General features: G+C 35.1%; 19 protein-coding genes. 15 read left to right on the forward strand and 4 right to left on the reverse strand.

Going from position 1 to position 18309, the window contains the following annotated elements; all coding sequences use genetic code 11:
- Window positions 1-110: 110 nt before the first annotated feature.
- Together QZ657_RS04485 and QZ657_RS04490 are read right to left on the reverse strand one after the other, a co-directional pair.
- Entirely contained in the window at window positions 111-755 is a 645-nt protein-coding gene (locus QZ657_RS04485; RefSeq protein WP_276472252.1) for a DUF4337 domain-containing protein, read from the reverse strand.
- Window positions 742-1329, reverse strand: coding sequence for a non-canonical purine NTP diphosphatase (locus QZ657_RS04490; RefSeq protein WP_276472253.1), 588 nt, complete (start codon window positions 1327-1329; stop codon window positions 742-744). The genes QZ657_RS04485 and QZ657_RS04490 overlap by 14 nt, the downstream gene beginning before the upstream one ends.
- Before the next feature lie 59 nt (window positions 1330-1388).
- Between QZ657_RS04490 and QZ657_RS04495 the strand changes: the two genes are divergently transcribed.
- The 6 genes from QZ657_RS04495 (at window position 1389) to QZ657_RS04520 (ending at window position 7058) form a co-directional block, all read left to right on the forward strand.
- Window positions 1389-1841, forward strand: coding sequence for a methyltransferase family protein (locus QZ657_RS04495; RefSeq protein WP_291965252.1), 453 nt, complete (start codon window positions 1389-1391; stop codon window positions 1839-1841).
- Between the two features lie 93 nt (window positions 1842-1934).
- Complete coding sequence (locus QZ657_RS04500; protein ID WP_276472255.1) at window positions 1935-2540, forward strand: SatD family protein; 606 nt, start codon at window positions 1935-1937, stop codon at window positions 2538-2540.
- Between the two features lie 2 nt (window positions 2541-2542).
- Window positions 2543-3241, forward strand: coding sequence for a DUF3307 domain-containing protein (locus tag QZ657_RS04505; RefSeq protein ID WP_291965254.1), 699 nt, complete (start codon window positions 2543-2545; stop codon window positions 3239-3241).
- 43 nt (window positions 3242-3284) lie between these two features.
- A complete protein-coding gene (locus QZ657_RS04510; protein ID WP_291965256.1) occupies window positions 3285-4037 on the forward strand; it encodes an alpha/beta fold hydrolase in 753 nt (250 codons plus the stop codon).
- A gap of 140 nt (window positions 4038-4177) precedes the next feature.
- Entirely contained in the window at window positions 4178-6070 is a 1893-nt protein-coding gene (gene serA, locus QZ657_RS04515) for a phosphoglycerate dehydrogenase (protein ID WP_291965258.1), read from the forward strand.
- 169 nt (window positions 6071-6239) lie between these two features.
- Window positions 6240-7058: a type IV pili methyl-accepting chemotaxis transducer N-terminal domain-containing protein gene (locus QZ657_RS04520; protein ID WP_291960489.1), complete on the forward strand. Its 819-nt coding sequence runs from the start codon at window positions 6240-6242 to the stop codon at window positions 7056-7058.
- A 26-nt stretch (window positions 7059-7084) separates the two neighbouring features.
- Here QZ657_RS04520 and rlmH read toward each other — a convergent pair whose 3' ends face one another.
- Window positions 7085-7558: a 23S rRNA (pseudouridine(1915)-N(3))-methyltransferase RlmH gene (gene rlmH / locus QZ657_RS04525; protein ID WP_291965260.1), complete on the reverse strand. Its 474-nt coding sequence runs from the start codon at window positions 7556-7558 to the stop codon at window positions 7085-7087.
- A 65-nt stretch (window positions 7559-7623) separates the two neighbouring features.
- On the opposite strand from rlmH, the gene nadC reads away from it, so the two are divergent.
- Genes nadC through priA form a run of 4 tightly spaced genes read left to right on the forward strand, consistent with a single transcriptional unit; the run spans window position 7624 to window position 12345 of the window.
- Window positions 7624-8481: a carboxylating nicotinate-nucleotide diphosphorylase gene (nadC, locus tag QZ657_RS04530; protein WP_291965261.1), complete on the forward strand. Its 858-nt coding sequence runs from the start codon at window positions 7624-7626 to the stop codon at window positions 8479-8481.
- Window positions 8481-9449: a YihY/virulence factor BrkB family protein gene (locus tag QZ657_RS04535; RefSeq protein ID WP_276472262.1), complete on the forward strand. Its 969-nt coding sequence runs from the start codon at window positions 8481-8483 to the stop codon at window positions 9447-9449. The genes nadC and QZ657_RS04535 overlap by 1 nt, the downstream gene beginning before the upstream one ends.
- Window positions 9446-9886, forward strand: a complete 441-nt coding sequence (locus tag QZ657_RS04540) for a DUF2147 domain-containing protein (protein ID WP_291965262.1) — start codon at window positions 9446-9448, stop codon at window positions 9884-9886. The genes QZ657_RS04535 and QZ657_RS04540 overlap by 4 nt, the downstream gene beginning before the upstream one ends.
- A 2-nt stretch (window positions 9887-9888) precedes the next feature.
- A complete protein-coding gene (gene priA / locus QZ657_RS04545) occupies window positions 9889-12345 on the forward strand; it encodes a primosomal protein N' (protein WP_291965263.1) in 2457 nt (818 codons plus the stop codon).
- A gap of 52 nt (window positions 12346-12397) precedes the next feature.
- Here priA and QZ657_RS04550 read toward each other — a convergent pair whose 3' ends face one another.
- Complete coding sequence (locus tag QZ657_RS04550) at window positions 12398-13090, reverse strand: LytR/AlgR family response regulator transcription factor (protein WP_027067302.1); 693 nt, start codon at window positions 13088-13090, stop codon at window positions 12398-12400.
- A 230-nt stretch (window positions 13091-13320) separates the two neighbouring features.
- On the opposite strand from QZ657_RS04550, the gene rpsF reads away from it, so the two are divergent.
- The 5 genes from rpsF (at window position 13321) to QZ657_RS04575 (ending at window position 18177) form a co-directional block, all read left to right on the forward strand.
- On the forward strand, window positions 13321-13662 hold the full coding sequence (gene rpsF, locus QZ657_RS04555) for a 30S ribosomal protein S6 (RefSeq protein WP_036154980.1): 342 nt from the start codon (window positions 13321-13323) through the stop codon (window positions 13660-13662).
- A 5-nt stretch (window positions 13663-13667) separates the two neighbouring features.
- Complete coding sequence (rpsR, locus tag QZ657_RS04560) at window positions 13668-13964, forward strand: 30S ribosomal protein S18 (protein ID WP_027067300.1); 297 nt, start codon at window positions 13668-13670, stop codon at window positions 13962-13964.
- Between the two features lie 13 nt (window positions 13965-13977).
- Complete coding sequence (gene rplI, locus QZ657_RS04565) at window positions 13978-14430, forward strand: 50S ribosomal protein L9 (protein WP_276472265.1); 453 nt, start codon at window positions 13978-13980, stop codon at window positions 14428-14430.
- 101 nt (window positions 14431-14531) lie between these two features.
- Window positions 14532-17639 (forward strand): TonB-dependent receptor domain-containing protein, encoded by a 3108-nt coding sequence (locus QZ657_RS04570; RefSeq protein WP_291965265.1) that lies wholly within the window; start codon window positions 14532-14534, stop codon window positions 17637-17639.
- Between the two features lie 61 nt (window positions 17640-17700).
- Window positions 17701-18177 (forward strand): DUF6495 family protein, encoded by a 477-nt coding sequence (locus QZ657_RS04575; protein ID WP_291965266.1) that lies wholly within the window; start codon window positions 17701-17703, stop codon window positions 18175-18177.
- Window positions 18178-18309: the final 132 nt, after the last annotated feature.

Genomic DNA, 18309 nt, shown 5'->3' on the forward strand with positions numbered 1-18309 from the left:
GTTTGTAACCTATTTAGACTCAGCGCAACACATGCTATACCAGCGGCGTTAATTAAGCGGCAAAGGTACTGCTAATAATTGAATCAGTATAATTTAATTGAAAAGTAATATTATGGTGCCAGCGTATAACCGTATATAGATAGGAAAGTACCCGTTATACCAAAGACGATCATGAGTACAATTAAACTTTTTTGTAGTGCAGGACTGTCATAAATGATTATACATACAGCGCCCAGAACAATACAAATTTGAAAAAATAGTAGGGCGTAGTCAAATTTTTTGGTGGCATAATCATAGGTTTGGGTCAACTTTTCCCATTGTTTTACTCCGGTGATCTTTCCCATTTTACCTTCTATGTCCTGTACCCAGTTTTCTTTACCTACGGTAGTAGAGCCCAATAATATTTCTGTTTTCTCAGACTCGTATTTGGTTATTTTTTTTTCAACTTCTGCCATTTTAAGTTCAATCGCTTCAATTTTATCATCGGTGACGATACCACTTTCAATTAAAGCCTTTAAATAGTCAAGTTCACTCTCTTTTAGACTTTCTTTGATACTCTTGGATTGATACCAACTAGAATAGCTGACAACGTTATTGTGTGCGATCATCATTTCTTCTTCTAGCTCTCCGTTTACCATTTGTGATATGGCCATTAGCGCTGCAAATAGTGCTATAAGTACTCCGCCTATAGCTTCTGCACGTTCAGATGCAACCGATACTTCTACGGTTTCGTTATTTTTCTTACCCTGTAACATGAATACTGTTTAAATATGTAATCAATTTTTTAAATGCTTGCGCCCTATGGCTTATTTCATTTTTTATGGATAGCGGTAATTCTGCAAATGTTTCGTTATATCCGTTTGGTTGAAAAATGGGATCATAGCCAAAACCGTTTTCACCTCTCTTACTTTCTATAATTGTACCTTCAATTTTGCCTTCAAATATATGTGTTTTGCCATTTAAGTTTAAAGCGATGACTGTTTTGAAATGAGCGGACCTATCTTTTTTTCCATTAAGATTGGTCAATAGTTTGTTCATATTGGCATTAGAATCGTTATTGGGACCGGCATATCGTGCAGAATAAACACCAGGTTCTCCATTGAGCGCGTTTACTATAAGTCCCGTATCATCTGCAAAACAAGATAGGTCATAGTGTTTGGTCACAAAATTTGCTTTTAGTTTTGCATTGCCCTCAAGGGTAGTCGCGGTTTCGGGTATGTCCTCTGTACAACCTATGGTTTCTAAATTTATGAGTTCTATTTGGGAGGGTACCAAAGGTTGAACTTCTTTTAATTTATTTGGGTTGTGTGTAGCAAAAACTAACTTCATGTTAACGATTTGGAATCTGGTTTGTCAATTTACAGCATCAAAAGTAGTAATTTTATAAAATGGAGTTAAAAGTACCACCTGCTTTAGTGTTTTTATGTTTTGCATTATTGATGTATCTGTTGGCTGAGTTTTTACCAATTGGTTATTTTGATTTTTTCGGTAGACTGTTGCTAACCAAAATTTTATTGGGTGTTGGCGTAATAATTGCACTTTTTGCGTTGTTTCAATTTAGAAAATCAAAGACGACTATAGACCCAACAAAACCGGAGAAAGCTTCTGAATTGGTTGTTGACGGAATATTTAAATATTCTAGAAATCCTATGTATTTGGCCATGCTTCTTATTCTATTGGCGTTAGGTGTATTTTTAGGAAATGCCTTTAATACGCTGGTCGCTGCAGGTTTTGTGAGCTATATGAACAGATTTCAAATTGTTCCTGAAGAGAGAATTCTCTTGAATAAATTTGGGCGTTCCTACAAAGATTATTGTATATTAACCAGACGCTGGTTTTAAAGCATTGCATATACAATTATTGATTGCGCTTATAATTATAAATATTAACTAATTAGCTTATAATTTAATATATTAGCATTTTAACTAATAATCATGATAGCTATAATTACCGGAGATATTATTAATTCTGAAAACCACCCTAGTCAACAATGGATGGATCTTTTGAAGAATTATTTCAACCAATTTGGTGCATCGCCAATGAATTGGGAGATTTATCGGGGTGATGAGTTTCAACTGAAGGTTACTGAAAAAAGTGCGCTCTTCACAGCTATTCGCATAAAGGCAATGCTGAAGACCATAAAAGGTTTGGATGTAAGAATGGGTATAGGTATTGGTCTGGAAACATACATTGGTACCGGTGTAACAGAATCTAACGGACCGGCATACCAGCGTTCTGGCAGAAATTTTGAGACACTTAGGGAAAGCAAGGTAAACCTGAGTATTGCAACAGGTGAAACTGCACATGATCGTACATTGAATTTAATGTTACGTCTAGCTTTGGATTTTATGGATGATTGGAGCGTTGTTTCTGCAGAAATAGTAACCTTGTCACTAGACTACCCGCATTATTCGCAAAAGGAGATTGCACAACGGTTAGGTATTAAACAATCTGCTGTAAGTCAGCGTTTAAAAAGAGCAAGATTAGACTTGGTTTTAGATGTATTGTCATATTATAAAGAATTAATTGCCGGTAAATAAATATGTTGATTTTTATAAAACTAGTATTGGCCCATTTAATAGGGGACTTCGTTTTACAGCCAACCAGGTGGGTACTTCATAAGCAAGCGAACAAGGTAAAATCTAAATTTTTATACATTCATGTATTATTACATTTTGCATTGTATATGCTCATTTTATGGGATTTGTCTTTATGGAAAATAGCATTGATCGTTACTATAGCCCATTTTATAATAGACCTGTTGAAATTATACTCTAATGGTTTTTTTAAAATGAAAAGTATACCCTTTTTTATTGATCAGGTATTGCATATCCTAGTTATATATTGTTGTGCTTTTTATACGGATCTTTACGCCCATACCTTATTATTATTCAAAAATCTAGATTGGTATTTGGTAACGGCAATCGTATTTGTAACCTATCCGGCGGCAATTATAATGGGTATGATTTTAGAAGGTATGTCCAATCAGATCGAAACGGATCATAAATCGTTACCTAATGCAGGTAAATACATAGGTATAATTGAAAGACTGTTCGTTCTAATATTCATAATGCTGGGTAGATGGGAGGTTATTGGTTTACTGATCGCTGCAAAATCTGTTTTTAGATTCAATGATCTAAAAGAGCGCAATAATAGAAAACTAACAGAATACATTTTAATAGGTACTTTGGTAAGTTTTGGCTTGGCGATCTTAGCAGGTCTTTTATATATTTCTAAATAAAGGAACAATGTCTTCAAGGTATTTTTGGTGTTGTATTTTATTTATGATCTTCACGCAAAGGATCAGTTCTCAATCCAACAGTTTTAAATCGTTCGATGATGTACAAATTGCTTATACAGATGAAGGTAGTGGCGAGGTTGTTTTGCTGTTGCACGGGTTTATAAATTCTAGAAAATCTTGGTTTAAAACTGCTTTAAAAGAAGATTTGATCAAAGCCGGTTACCGAGTAATTATTCCTGACTTACGTGGTAATGGCGATTCACAAAAGCCGCAGCATGAAGAAGCGTATCAAAACAATGCAGAAGTAAGAGATTTGAAGCTTTTAATGAACCATTTAAAAATTAATAATTATAAAGCTGTTGGCTATTCTAGGGGAAGTATTGTATTGGCAAAATTACTAACAGAGGACAATGGAATACAAAAGGCTGTTTTAGGCGGAATGGGAATAGATTTTACGAACCCGAATTGGGAAAAAAGAATGATGTTTTCAAAAGCCTTTAATGGAGATATTAATAATGAGACCCGGGGTGCGGTGGATTATGCAAAGTCTATAAACGCTGATTTACGTTCGTTGCATTTGCAGCAAAAATTTCAACCGGTTGCTACAATTGATGAATTAAGTAAAATAGAGATTGATGTTTTGGTGCTTTGTGGAGACGAAGATTTTGAGAACGGTGACGCACAAGAATTAAGCAAGGTCTTTAAAAATGGAAGTTTTAAGATGGTAACGGGTAATCATAACGGTACATATAAGACAAAAGACTTCTCATTATCGGTTCTTCAATTTTTAGACTAAAAGTTTGTCATTTTGTCAAATTACATCATAACATAACCTTTTTGTTTTATTTACAAGATATCATTTATCAGGATAAATTAAATTTTTACTTTTGTTGCTTAATTTAATAGCAAAAATTCTAATCCAACCAAAAGAGAATAATGGTAGAAGTTAGTAGAAAATACGTTTTTGATTTTGACAGTACGTTGACTAGGGTAGAGGCATTGGATGTTCTTGCCGAAATGACTTTAGAAGGAAGACCCAACAAAGACGAGGTTATTAAAGAAATTCAGAAAATTACCAATTTGGGTATAGACGGAGATATTTCGTTTACCGAGTCTTTAGACCGTAGAATTAAGTTATTGCATGCCAAAAAAGAAGATCTAGATGGTTTGGTAGAGAATCTTAGAAACAAAATATCTAAGTCTATTGCAGCCAATAAGGAATTCTTTGAAAAATATGCTGATGATATTTATGTAATCTCTTGTGGATTTAAAGAGTTTATAGATCCTATTGTAAAAGAATACAATATACCGTCTGATCGAGTTTACGCCAATACGTTTAAGTTCGATGAAGAAGGAAATATTATTGGTTTTGATGAAAATAATGTACTATCCCAGCATAATGGTAAGATCGATTGCCTAAAGCAGATGAATTTGGACGGAGAAGTTCAGGTTATTGGAGATGGTTATAGTGATTATGTAATGCGCGAAGCAGGTATTGCAGATAAGTTTTTTGCATATACGGAAAACGTGCATAGAGAAAAAGCCGCAAACAATGCGGATTATGTTACACCAAGTTTAGATGAATTTTTATTTGTGAATAAGTTACCAAGAAATATCTCGTACCCAAAAAATAGAATTAAGGTTCTATTGTTAGAAAATGTGCACACCGCTGCATTCGATAATTTATCAGAAGACGGTTTTTCCGTTGAATTGATCAAACATAGTTTATCTGAAGAAGAACTATTGGAAAAGATAAAGGGCGTTCACGTTCTTGGTATTCGTTCTAAAACTCAGGTAACGCAAACGGTTTTAGACGCTGCTGATAAATTATTGGTAGTCGGTGCTTTTTGTATAGGTACTACACAAATAGATTTGGAGACCGCAAAGAAAAAAGGTGTTGTAGTTTTCAATGCTCCTTATAGCAATACTAGGTCTGTAGTAGAATTGGCCATAGGTGAAATTATTATGTTAATGCGTAGTGTGTTTGATCGTAGTAGAGAGATTCACGAAGGGCAATGGCAGAAAACGGCGGCAGGATCAAGAGAGGTTCGTGGTAAGAACTTGGGTATTGTAGGTTATGGTAATATTGGTAAGCAATTATCCGTATTGGCAGAGGCAATGGGTATGCGTGTGTATTACTATGATGTAGATGATAAATTAGCTTTGGGGAATGCGGTAAAGTGCAATTCTTTAGAAGATTTATTGAATGTATCAGATGTGGTCACCTTGCATATAGACGATAATAAGGCAAACAAGAACTTCATTGGTGCACGAGAAATAAAGCAAATGAAGAAAGGTGCCATGCTGATTAATCTTTCTAGAGGTTTCGTTGTTGATATCGATGCCTTGGCAGAAGGTTTAAAAGATGGTCATATTGGTGGTGCAGCAGTAGATGTTTATCCAGATGAACCTAGAAGTAACGGGGAGTTTAAAACCAAGTTACAAGGTTTTCCTAATGTAATACTTACTCCGCATGTTGGTGGAAGTACAGAAGAGGCGCAACGGGATATAGCAGATTTTGTTCCTAACAAAATAATGGATTACATAAATTCAGGTAATACCGTTGATGCAGTTAATTTCCCAAATATTCGTTTGCCAAAGCAAAATAAATCTCACAGATTCTTGCATATACATAAGAATGTGCCAGGTATTATGGCTAAAATAAATAAGGTTTTGGCTGAGTATGAATTAAATATATCTAGTCAATATCTCTCTACGGATAGTGAAGTAGGTTATGTAATTACGGATTTGGACAAGGAATACAACAAAGATGTAATCAAAGCATTGAGGAAAGTGGAAAATACCATTAAATTTAGAGTGTTATACTAGTTCAAGTTTATGAATAACAATTAACATTTATAAAATTTTTTACGTCTAAAGTGCAAGTTGAAAAACTTGCACTTTTTTTTGTGCATTTTTTTGAGGTTGTTCACAACATTTTTAATTCTCAAAGGTTATGGTATTGATACAATTATGTTTGTAGGAAATATCTCTAATTATGTGGAAAAAGATTTTATCGAAATTAAAATCCGGTAAAAGTTTCAATAACTATTATCTGTTGGTTTTTACGGTAATTGTACTAACGATATTGATACAGTCAATAATACAATACTCGTTGGCTAGGCAGCGGCAAGATGCATTAAGAATAAATGTTGCGGGTAGACAAAGAATGTTGTCCCAATCAATTGTTAAGAGCGTTTATGAATGTAGGTTGAGCGCTTGTGACTACGGAAAATTACGTTTGGCAATGACTCAAATTTCTAATGCCAACATAGCTTTGCAAAATGGCAATGATGCCACGGGAATTCCAAAATTGGACAATGATGAAATACAAAAAAACTTTGATAGATTACAACCACATTTAAAGTATATACTAGAGTCGACCAATGATTTTAATAAGTTGGCACTGGTAGATTTAGAACGTTTATCTGCGGAAGCCGATACATTTCTAACGGTAATGGATACCATTGTAAATCAATTTCAGAAAGCTTCTGAGGAAGATATAAGCACGTTAATGATCATAGAGTTAGAACTGGCCGTTTTTTCTTTATTAATATTAATACTGGAGATATTCTTTTTTATTAATCCGTCAATTAAAAAAATTACGGTTCAAAATCAGAAATTAAAAGAAATAGCTTGGCACCAAACACATGCTTTTGATGGCCACATGAAAAATATTAAAAATTACAACCATGTGCTCAAGATTGAAAAAAATGTTTCGCATAAAGAAGAGCTTATCACTTTTCTGATGGAAGAACTTACTGATTTGGAAGAGGTTTCCGAGAACATGGTAAAATCACTTGAAAAGCAGGCTTAACTTGTGTTAAATGAAGTTTTTTTACTTTATTGATGGTGATAGGGTTCATTCTTTAAAATAGTAAATCCTCTATATATTTGCTCGGTTATAAATAAACGAACCATCTGATGAGAAAAGGTCATTTTGGATAAACTTATTTTTCCCGAAGCTTTTGCGTAAATTTCGTTACTAAAGCCATAAGGACCGCCAATTAAAAATACCAATTGCTTAATACCGGAATTCATCTTTTTTTGTAAAAAAGCAGAAAATTCAATAGATGTATATTGTTTTCCTTTTTCATCAAAAAGTATTAAAACGTCTGTTGAAGAAAGTCTTTTGAGAATAAGTTCGCCCTCTTTATCTTTCTGCTGATCCTCAGAAAGATTTTTTGTTTTTTTTAAATCAGGTATCAGTTCAATTTCAAAATTGATGTAATGCTGTAATCGCTTTTGATATACTTCAATCAATTCTTGTAGTTGAGAGCTATCGGTTTTGCCAATAGCTAAAAGTTTTATAGTCATATGTCAAAAGTAAATCAATTTCACAAATGGATTTGTAAATTAGCGATACAATAGATTTAATACGTATGATTTCAGAAGAAAAATTTAAAGAAGAGATAACATTAATAATAGCAAATGCCATTCGTGAAGATGTTGGGGACGGTGATCATAGTTCGTTGGCGTGCATACCTGATAACGCTACGGGTAAGGCTAAATTATTGGTCAAAGATGAAGGGATAATTGCCGGGGTAGATTTTGCCGAACTTGTTTTTTATTTTGTGGACCCTACTTTGAAAATTGAAGTGTTGATCAAGGATGGTACGCCGGTAAGTCACGGTGATATTGTATTTTATGTTGAGGGTAGTTCTCAAAGTATTTTAAAAGCAGAGCGTTTGGTATTAAATGCTATGCAACGTATGAGTGCAATTGCTACCAAAACCCATATGTTCGTTAATCTTTTAAAAGGTACGGGCACCAAGATTTTAGATACGAGAAAAACCACTCCGGGAATACGGGCTTTAGAAAAATGGGCCGTAAAAATCGGTGGTGGCGAAAACCATAGGTTTGCACTGTATGATATGATAATGCTTAAGGATAATCATATTGATTTTGCCGGTGGAATTACAAAGGCTATCAATAAGACTAAAAAATATCTAAAAGAAACAGGTCGTGATTTAAAAATCATAGTAGAGGCTAGGAATTTAGATGAGATCAAAGAAATTTTAGAGTCAGAAGGCGTATATCGTATATTAATAGATAACTTCAATTATGATGATACACGTACTGCGGTAAAATTAATAGGGGATACCTGTTTAACAGAATCATCTGGCGGTATCAACGAAAAAACCATACGCGAATATGCTGAATGTGGTGTAGATTATATTTCTTCAGGGGCATTAACACATTCCGTGTATAATTTAGATTTGAGTTTAAAAGCGGTTTAATGTCTTTAGAGGTCGAAGAAAAGCTAGAAAAAATTCCTATTGTAAATTGGTTGGTCAAATTTTTAAAACAAATTAGACTGCCCGGTTTTGAAGGACTTTCCGTTTATGACCTTATAGAAATGTATGTGCTTGGTATTTTAAGGGGAACGTTATCTACACGGGCCAGTGCAATTGCGTTTAGCTTGTTTATGGCATTGTTTCCTTTGATTATATTTATGGTGACCTTAGTGCCCTTTTTGGTGTCCTATATTAGTATTGAGCACGGAGATTTTGATGTGCAGTTTCAGCTGTTCTTAGAGTCGTTTTTACCAACGGCTACCGGTGATTATTTTGGAGAGGTATTTACCCAAATAAAAGATCAGAAGAGAGGTGGTTTGTTATCATCGGCATTTTTATTGTCTATATTCTTGATAGCAAATGGGGTCAACTCAATATTCGGAGGCTTTGAAACATCGTACCATATAGATCTTACCAGACATTTTTTTAGACAGTATCTATATGCCTTAATGGTGGGTTTAATATTGGGTATATTGGTTATTGTAGGCTTTGTGGCATATATATACTTTGAATTTTATGTGCTAGGGTATTTATCTGAGTTTGCTGCAAAACGAGGTGGTTATATACTTGGTGAAGATGAAGTGGTTGGTGTACAGATTGCTAAAATACTTTTCTTTATTATTCTATCGTATTTAACAACGGCAATACTTTATTATTTTGGCACTAGGGAAGGTAAGCAAGCAAAATTTTTCTCTTTTGGTGCTTTAATGACAACGGTATTGTTTTTATTGACTTCTTATCTTTTTGGTATATATGTTGAAAAATTTGCCCGGTACAATGAATTATACGGCGCGTTAGGAGGATTATTGATTTTAATGGTCTACATATGGTTAAATTCTAATATATTGCTACTTGGGTTTGAGCTCAACGCATCTCTAAATACATTACGTAAAATCACTAAAAAAGAATGATCTATAAAACAGTACAATTAAGTATTTTCTTAACATTATTTATTTCAATGAGCATTTCTGCACAGTCTGTTTTTGGAACGTGGAAAACTATAGACGATCGTACCGGTCTGCCAAAAGGCGTCATTGAAATCTATGAGAAAGAAGGAAAAATGTATGGTAAGGTAGTAAGGATTTTAGAAGAAGGACAAGAAGATAGAGTTTGTGATAAATGTGACGGAGAGCTTAAAGATAAACCTGTTACAGGTATGGAAATTATTACTGCAGGAGAGTTGCATGATGATGGCGAATGGAAGGGCAAGCGTTTGTTTGATCCAGAACAGGCTATGACATTTCGTTTTAAGATATGGTTAAATCCGGAAAATCCAGATGAATTGAAAGTTCGCGGTTATTTGGCGTTTATTTATAGAACCCAGACTTGGCTGCGGGTTGAAGGATAATTATGGCGAACTTTATTAATGTAATATTACCAATTCCGTTAGAGAAAAGTTTTACCTATAGTATAACTGCTGAAGAAGCCGCATTATTGCACCCGGGTATGCGCGTAGCGGTACCTTTTGGTAAAACAAAGATTTACACCGGGGTAGTCCACAGTGTTCATGAAAATCCTCCAGAAGTCTATGAGGCAAAAGAAATTCATCAGATTTTAGATGATTTCCCAATAGTAAATTTTACGCAGTTAAAGCATTGGGAGTGGATAGCTTCCTATTACATGTGTACCTTGGGTGAAGTGGTGCGTAGTGCATTGCCAAGTGCTTTTTTATTGGAAAGTGAAACCTTGGTACTTAGAAATAAGGAATATGAGATTGATGAAAATGATCTTTTAGATGATGAGTTTTTGGTATTTGAAGCTTTACAGCATCAAACTATATTAAAAGTTCAAGAAATTTCTGCTATTATAGAACGTAAAAATGTGCTGCCAATTCTTAAGCGATTATTAGAGAAAAAAGTCATTGTCCTAAAAGAAGAAGTCTATGAGCAGTACAAACCTAAATTGGTTAGGTATGTCAAATTAGGAAAAGAGTATACGGCCGATGAAAAGTTGGAAGAACTTTTAAAAACATTGACCATGGCGCCAAAACAAAGTCAAGTGGTGCTTTCTTTATTTCAGTTACAGGGTAGGAGTCAGAATCCAATTAAGGTTTCTGAGCTTGAAGCATCTAGCAATTCCTCAAAGGCCGTTATAAAATCTCTCGTTGATAAAGGAATTTTAGAGGAGTATTTTATAAAGACAGACCGCGTTAATTATGAAGGCGAAAATGATAATGCCGATACTAAAGATTTAAACGAATACCAAAAAGCGGCTTTAGTCGATATTAAGGCTTCATTCAAAACAGGGAAAGTTACCCTGTTGAAAGGGGTGACATCTTCTGGTAAGACCGAGGTTTATGTAAAATTGATAGAAGAATGTTTGGAAAAAGGTTTGCAAGCATTGTATTTATTGCCCGAGATAGCCTTGACTACACAGTTGATCAGTAGATTACAAGAATATTTTGGTGAGAAAATAGCTATTTATCACTCTAAATATAATGTGCAGGAACGCGTAGAGGTTTGGCAAAATGTTTTACAGGCAAAACCTAAGGCCCAATTAGTTATTGGGGCTAGATCGGCAATGTACTTGCCGTTTAGTAAATTGGGGTTGATAATTGTAGATGAAGAACATGAGAGTTCTTTTAAGCAATTTGATCCGGCACCTAGGTATCATGCAAGAGATGCGGCAATAGTTTTAGGGCATCTACATAAGGCAAATATTCTGCTAGGTTCGGCAACGCCAAGCGTAGAGAGTTATTACAATGCCCAAACGGGTAAATATGGTTATGCAGAAATTACTAGGCGCTATGGCAATGTCTTAATGCCGGAAATGGAATTGGTAGATATTAAAGAGGCATCTAGAAAGAGAAAGATGAAAGGTCACTTTTCTGAACGTCTCTTTATGGAGATGGAAGAAACCTTGAATGAAGGTATGCAAATCATACTTTTTCAAAATAGAAGAGGATTTGCGCCATTGATGGAATGTTTAACATGCGGTCATACCCCGCAATGCCCAAATTGTGATGTAAGTTTAACCTATCATCAATATAGAAAACAATTACGCTGTCATTATTGTGGTCATCATACCGCATTACCAGAAATTTGTTTTGCCTGTGGAAGTCCAGAATTGGATACAAAAGGTTTCGGTACGGAACAAATAGAAAAAGAGGTATCTGAGTTGTTTCCAGAAGCAAAGGTGGGAAGAATGGATTTGGATACCACACGGGGCAAACATGGCTATGAAAAAATAATTACGGCCTTTGAGCAGCAAGACCTTGATATTTTGGTTGGTACCCAAATGGTAACCAAGGGGCTGGATTTTAGAAATGTGAATTTGGTAGGTGTTATGAACGCAGATTCTTTATTGAATTTTCCAGATTATCGTGCTCACGAAAGAACGTATCAATTGTTGACGCAAGTATCGGGTAGGGCAGGACGTACTAAAAAGAGAGGGCGTGTAATTATTCAAACCTATAATCCTTATCATCAAATATTAAAGCAAGTAACAACCGGTGATTTTGAAGGCATGTACACTGAACAGTTATATGAGAGGGAGCAGTTTAAGTATCCGCCGGTCAATAGAATTATAAAGGTAACTTTTAAACATAAAAATTACAATGTTCTTAATGATGCCGCAGATTGGTTTGCGAATGCATTACGTACAAATTTTGGCGGTACGGTTCTGGGTCCGGAATATCCGCCAGTGGCTAGAATACGAAATCAATATTTAAAACATATTGTTATTAAAGTGCAAAAAACACATTCATTGGCACAAACCAAAACGAATATTAGAAGAATTGAAAAATCGTTTAAAGCAGTGGCATTGTTTAGAAGTGTTAGGGTCATTTATAATGTAGACCATATATAAATAAAAAGACCGCTAATTAGCGGTCTTTTTAAAAGTAAAATTATACCATATATTATACGTTGCTTAGCGCTTCGGCTAGTTCTGTTTTTTTATTTCTACTAAGTGGTATTGATCTACCGCTTACTTCAACGTTTTTGCTGTTGAATTTTTCAACCTTTTCTAGGTTAATGATATATGATTTGTGAATTCTTAAAAATTTATCTTCCGGCAATTGCTTTTCAAAAGACTTCATTGTTGATAAGATTACAATATTGGCTTCGTCGGTTACTAATTTTATATAGTCGCCAAGAGCTTCTATCCACTTAATATCATTTAAGATAACCTTTCTTTTCTTAAGGTTGCTCTTTACAAAAATATGCTCTTCGTCTTCATTTACTCTGTGCAGTTGTTCGTAATTTGCAACTGCTCTTTTAACAGATGCATCAAAACGTGCCATAGTAATCGGTTTATGTAAATAATCCGTTACATCATAGTCAAATGCTTTAAGTGCATAATCTGGTTTACCGGTAATTAAAATTACCTGAGGACTGTTTTCAAGGGACTCGAGTAGGTCGAATCCTGTGATAATTGGCATCTCAACATCAAGAAATATAAGATCTATCTCATGGTTCTTGATTCCATTTTTAGCCTCGATAGCATTACTGTATTCGGCTACCATAGTTAAATTTGGATGATTGTTTACCAACTTGGCAACGGCCATCCTTTGCATAGATGAGTCGTCAACGATGATACTTCTTAACTTCATAAGGGTTGATTTGTGGGGTTAAATCATCGACAAAGAACCGAAAAAACAAGCTGAACTGCAACAAAAGATGTGAACAATGCACTGTTGATCGTGTAATTGGTAATGATGATATGTTTAAGATTTGGATTAATTTTTAATGTTGTTACCCTTCAATAACGAAGAATATTCGTATTTCTTATATTTATTTTAAAAAAATATCTATTTTTGCACTCCTTAAAAACAAATATAATATGAACCATTACGAAACTGTTTTCATTTTGAATCCCGTTCTATCTGATGTTCAGATAGAGGAAACAGTTAAGAAATTCGAAGATTTCTTAATTAACAATGGCGCCAAAATGGTAGCTAAAGAGAACTGGGGGCTAAAGAAGTTAGCTTATCCTATTCAAAACAAAAAGAGTGGATTTTACCACTTGTTTGAATTTACTAACTCTGGTGAGGTAGTTACACCTTACGAGCAAGAGTTTAGAAGAGATGAACGTGTTATGCGTTTCTTGACCGTTAAATTGGACAAGCACGCAATTGCATGGGCAGAAAAAAGAAGAACAAGAAACAAAACCGCTAAAGCTTAAGTATTATGGCAACATTACAACAACAGGCAAAAGGAAAGAAAGATGGAGAGATCAGGTATCTAACTCCATTGAACATTGAGACCAACACAAAAAAGAAGTATTGTCGTTTTAAAAAATCTGGTATTAAATACGTAGATTATAAAGATGCAGATTTTTTATTGAAGTTGGTAAACGAGCAAGGTAAATTGTTACCTAGAAGACTTACAGGAACTTCATTGAAGTATCAAAGAAAAGTGGCACAAGCCGTAAAAAGAGCTCGTCATTTGGCGTTAATGCCATATGTTGCTGATTTATTAAAATAATAAGAAAAGAATCATGGAGCTTATATTAAAAGAAGACGTACAAAATTTAGGTTTTAAAGACGATATAGTAAATGTTAAGAACGGTTACGGAAGAAATTTCCTTATACCTCAAGGCTTGGCAACTATGGCTACTGTTTCTGCTAAAAAAGTTTTAGCTGAGAACCTAAAGCAAAGAGCACATAAAGATAAAAAAGTTGTTGATGCTGCTAAGAAAGTAGAAGAAGCATTAAAAGCTTTAGAATTGAAGATTACTGCTAAGACTGGTGCTGCAGATAAATTATTTGGATCAGTTACTAATGGTGATTTGGCAGATGCAATTGAAAAAGAAGGTCATACCATTGACAAGAAATTCATTAGCATTCAAGGTGGTGCAGTTAAAAGAACTGGACCTTACAATGCACAAATTAGATTACACCGTGAGGTTATCGTTGATTTTGGTTTCGAAGTAGTTGCGGAGCAAAAATAATTAACGTTCAGTAGATAAATTTAAAAGAGCTATGCGTGCATAGCTCTTTTTTTATTGGTATTTTTGTTAAAGAACTCATAAATAACTCAAAACCAATAAAAATGAAAAACACCCTGTTTTTTCAATTGTTGTTGCTACTTTTTGTAAGTGCAACCTATGGTCAAGTTACCACCTCTAATATTCGAGGTTTGGTAATGGATGATCAAAATCAACCACTATTTGGCGCTAACGTTGTCGCTGTTCACACCCCAACAGGTACTAAGTACGGTTCAATTACCAATGAAGATGGTAGGTTCAACCTATTAAACCTACGTGTTGGTGGTCCTTACACGGTTGAAATTTCTTATGTAGGCTTTAAGCCATATTTGCTTACAGACGTAAATTTGTCTTTAGGTCAAACCTTCAACGTTGATGTTAAACTGGCAAGTGAAAGTCAAGCTTTGGACGAAGTTACCGTGGTATCTGATCGATCTGGAACTTTTAATAGTGATAGAACTGGTGCAGAAACTAGTGTAGGTAGAAGAGAGCTAACACGTTTACCTACTATTTCTAGATCGGCACAAGATTTTACACGTTTAGAGCCTACGGCCAGCGGAAACTCTTTTGGAGGTAGAAATGATCAATTCAATAATTTTTCTTTAGACGGGGCTATATTCAATAATCCTTTTGGTCTTGATGCTGCCACACCAGGTGGTCAAACAGATTCCCAGCCTATTTCTTTAGATGCTATCGATCAAATCCAAGTATCTACGGCACCGTATGATGTAACTCAATCTGGTTTTACCGGAGCTTCCGTAAATGCGGTGACCAAGAGTGGTAGCAATGAATTTCATGGAACTGTTTACGGTTTTTTCAGAAATGAGGATATGACCGGTGGCAAAATAAAAGGAGACGATATTGTTAAGCCTAAATTAGACCAAAGTCAATACGGCGTTAGCATTGGTGGTCCAATAGTAAAAAACAAACTTTTCTTTTTTGCCAACTTTGAAAGAGACGAACGTACAGATTTAGGTACTAACGGCTGGGTGCCAAATACCGGCTCTGGTGCAATAAATGAATCTAGGGTTTTAGAAAGCGATTTAATTGCTGTTAGAGATCAATTATTGGCAGTAGGTTATGACCCGGGAGCATATGAAGGGTTTACGCATGATGCGGAATCTACAAAAGGTCTTTTTAAATTAGATTGGAATATTAATGATAACAACCGTTTGGCAGTTATCTATAACTTTTTAAATGCTTCTAAGCAGAAGCCTGCGCACCCTTCGGCAATACAGTTTAGAGGACCTAATGCAAATACGTTACAATTTCAGAATTCTGGATATGAAATTAACAATGAGATCAGATCGGTACAAGTTGAATTAAACTCTACCTTATCGGAAACGGCATCAAATAAATTGCAGGTTGGGTATACTCATTTTAACGATTTTAGAAATCCGTTCTCCACACCTGCGCCATCTATTAATATTGCAAAAGATGGTTCAAACTATATTATAGCAGGTCATGAGCCTTTTTCGGCCAATAATAGACTTGATCAAAAGGTATTTCAGATTACCAACAATTTAAACTTTTATAAAGGTGACCATACTTATACTGTAGGTTTTTCATTAGAGAAGTTCATGTTCGATAATTCATTTAATCTAACTGCTTATGGTTTTGATTTGTTCGGAAGTGTTGATATAGCTGATTTTGACGCAACAAACTATGATTTTGCGGGCCCTCAAGCTACTTTTAATGCAAATAATGCAGTTCCCGATGGCGAAGGTTGGGCTTTGGCCGAAACCAATGTTGGTCAGTTGGCTTTTTACGTGCAGGACGAGTGGAGTGTAAGTGATAAGTTTAAATTAACATACGGTGTTCGTTTTGATAAACCTTTGTTCTTTGATTCCGCAGAAAAGGCACAAGATGTTATTGATAGAGGTTTTGTAATTGCTGATCAGCCATACCAAAATCCCAATACAGGTGAAACAGTATTCATTGATAACACACAGATGCCCTCTAATGATTGGTTGATTTCGCCAAGAGTAGGTTTTAACTATGATGTCTATGAAGATAAATCATTGCAATTACGTGGTGGTTCTGGTTTGTTTACAGGTCGTTTTCCATTTGTATGGTTAGGAAACCAAATTTCTTCTCCAGATGTATTTTTCTTGCAGGCGGTTGATCCAGATTACAAGTTTCCACAAGTTTGGAGAACTAATTTAGGGGTAGATAAGCGTTTGGAAGATGGTATGGTACTTACGGCAGATGTATCGTATACAAAAGATATCAATGGTCCTCATGTACAAAACTGGGCATTGACATCACCATCAGGAAATTTATCTGGTGTAGATACAAGATCTACTTATACTTCTGGAGATTTATTGAACAGCTTTGGTTTAGGAGCTGGTCCATATGTATTTACCAATTCAAATAAAGGTAGAATTTGGAATGCATCTTTAAAGGCACAGAAAAATTTTAATAATGGGTTGTATGCAATGATGGCCTACAGCTACTTAGATGCAAAAGATGTAAACTCTATTGAAGCGGAGATTACATCAGATGCCTTTGCCGGAAACCCTATTGTAAACGATGTTAATGCAGATGTTCTGGCACCCTCTAAATATGGCGATAAGCATAGGTTTATTGGTGTGGCCAGCAAAAATTGGGAATATGGTAACGGTAAATGGGCAACAACATTATCTACGTTTTTTGAATATGCAAAAGGTGGTAGGTTCAATTACACTTATGGAGGTGATATAAACGGAGATGGTTCTGGAATCAACGATCTTATTTATGTGCCTACAACTGCTGAAATTGGTCAGATGCAATTTTCAGGTGCAGGTCAAGGAGCTGCTTTTGATGCTTATATTGCACAAGATGATTACTTAAGCGGTCGTAGAGGTCAATATGCTGAGCGTTACGGAGCTTTAGCACCTTGGAGAGGTCGTTGGGATGTTAAATTCTTACAAGATTATAAAATTACTGTTTCTGAAGGTAAGACCAACACTATTCAATTTAGTGTAGATGTATTGAATATTGGTAATATGATCAGTTCTGATTGGGGCTTGGTACAACAGCCAAACAACATTCAGCCAGTAGGTGTAACGGTTGATCCAGATTCAAGTGTACCAACATACACGTTCAATCCGGAATTGACCGAAACTTTTGGATACGATGCTAGTTTGTTATCTAGATGGCAAGCACAAGTAGGATTGAGATATATCTTCTAAGTTTATAAAATTAAGTGGTAAAAGCCCTAGCAAATATGTTAGGGCTTTTTATTTTTGCAAAATGAAATATACGAGGCTAACAAAAGAACAATTAGAAGAGTTGCATCCAGAATTCATTAATTTTCTAGCGACACAATCTATTACTGCCGATGAGTGGGATGAAATTAAGAGAGATAAACCAAAAGTAGCAGAAGAAGAACTAGACGTTTTTAGCGATTTGGTTTGGGAAGGAGTGTTGAGCAAGGTTTCTTATTTAGAGAATATTTCAGAAAAGCAAATGCATCTTTTTCATTTAACCGATAAAGAAATGAAATTGATTTCTGTAAAAGTGATGAACCCTGAAATAGATTTGACCACAACGGTAGGTTTTGACTGGTTTAAAAGAAACTGGCAATCTGATTTTGTAGAGTATTTGACGGCTTCAAAAGCATATACCGATGACAAAAACGTTGATAAGTTCTTGTTGATAAAGCAGGGAGCGGTCATTACAAAGGGAGAATTGTATAAATGGTTCGAGAAAGTAATCGTTACCAAATAAAACTATAAAAATCCAAAAATCATACTAGCAGAACATAGCCTTGCCATGTTGCGGGTTATATTTGTAAAACAATAAAACATTAATGGCACAAAAACCATCTATACCAAAAGGGACTCGCGATTTTAATCCATC

The organism is Maribacter sp. (assembly GCA_020629415.1).
Classification (GTDB): Bacteria; Bacteroidota; Bacteroidia; order Flavobacteriales; family Flavobacteriaceae; genus Maribacter; species Maribacter huludaoensis.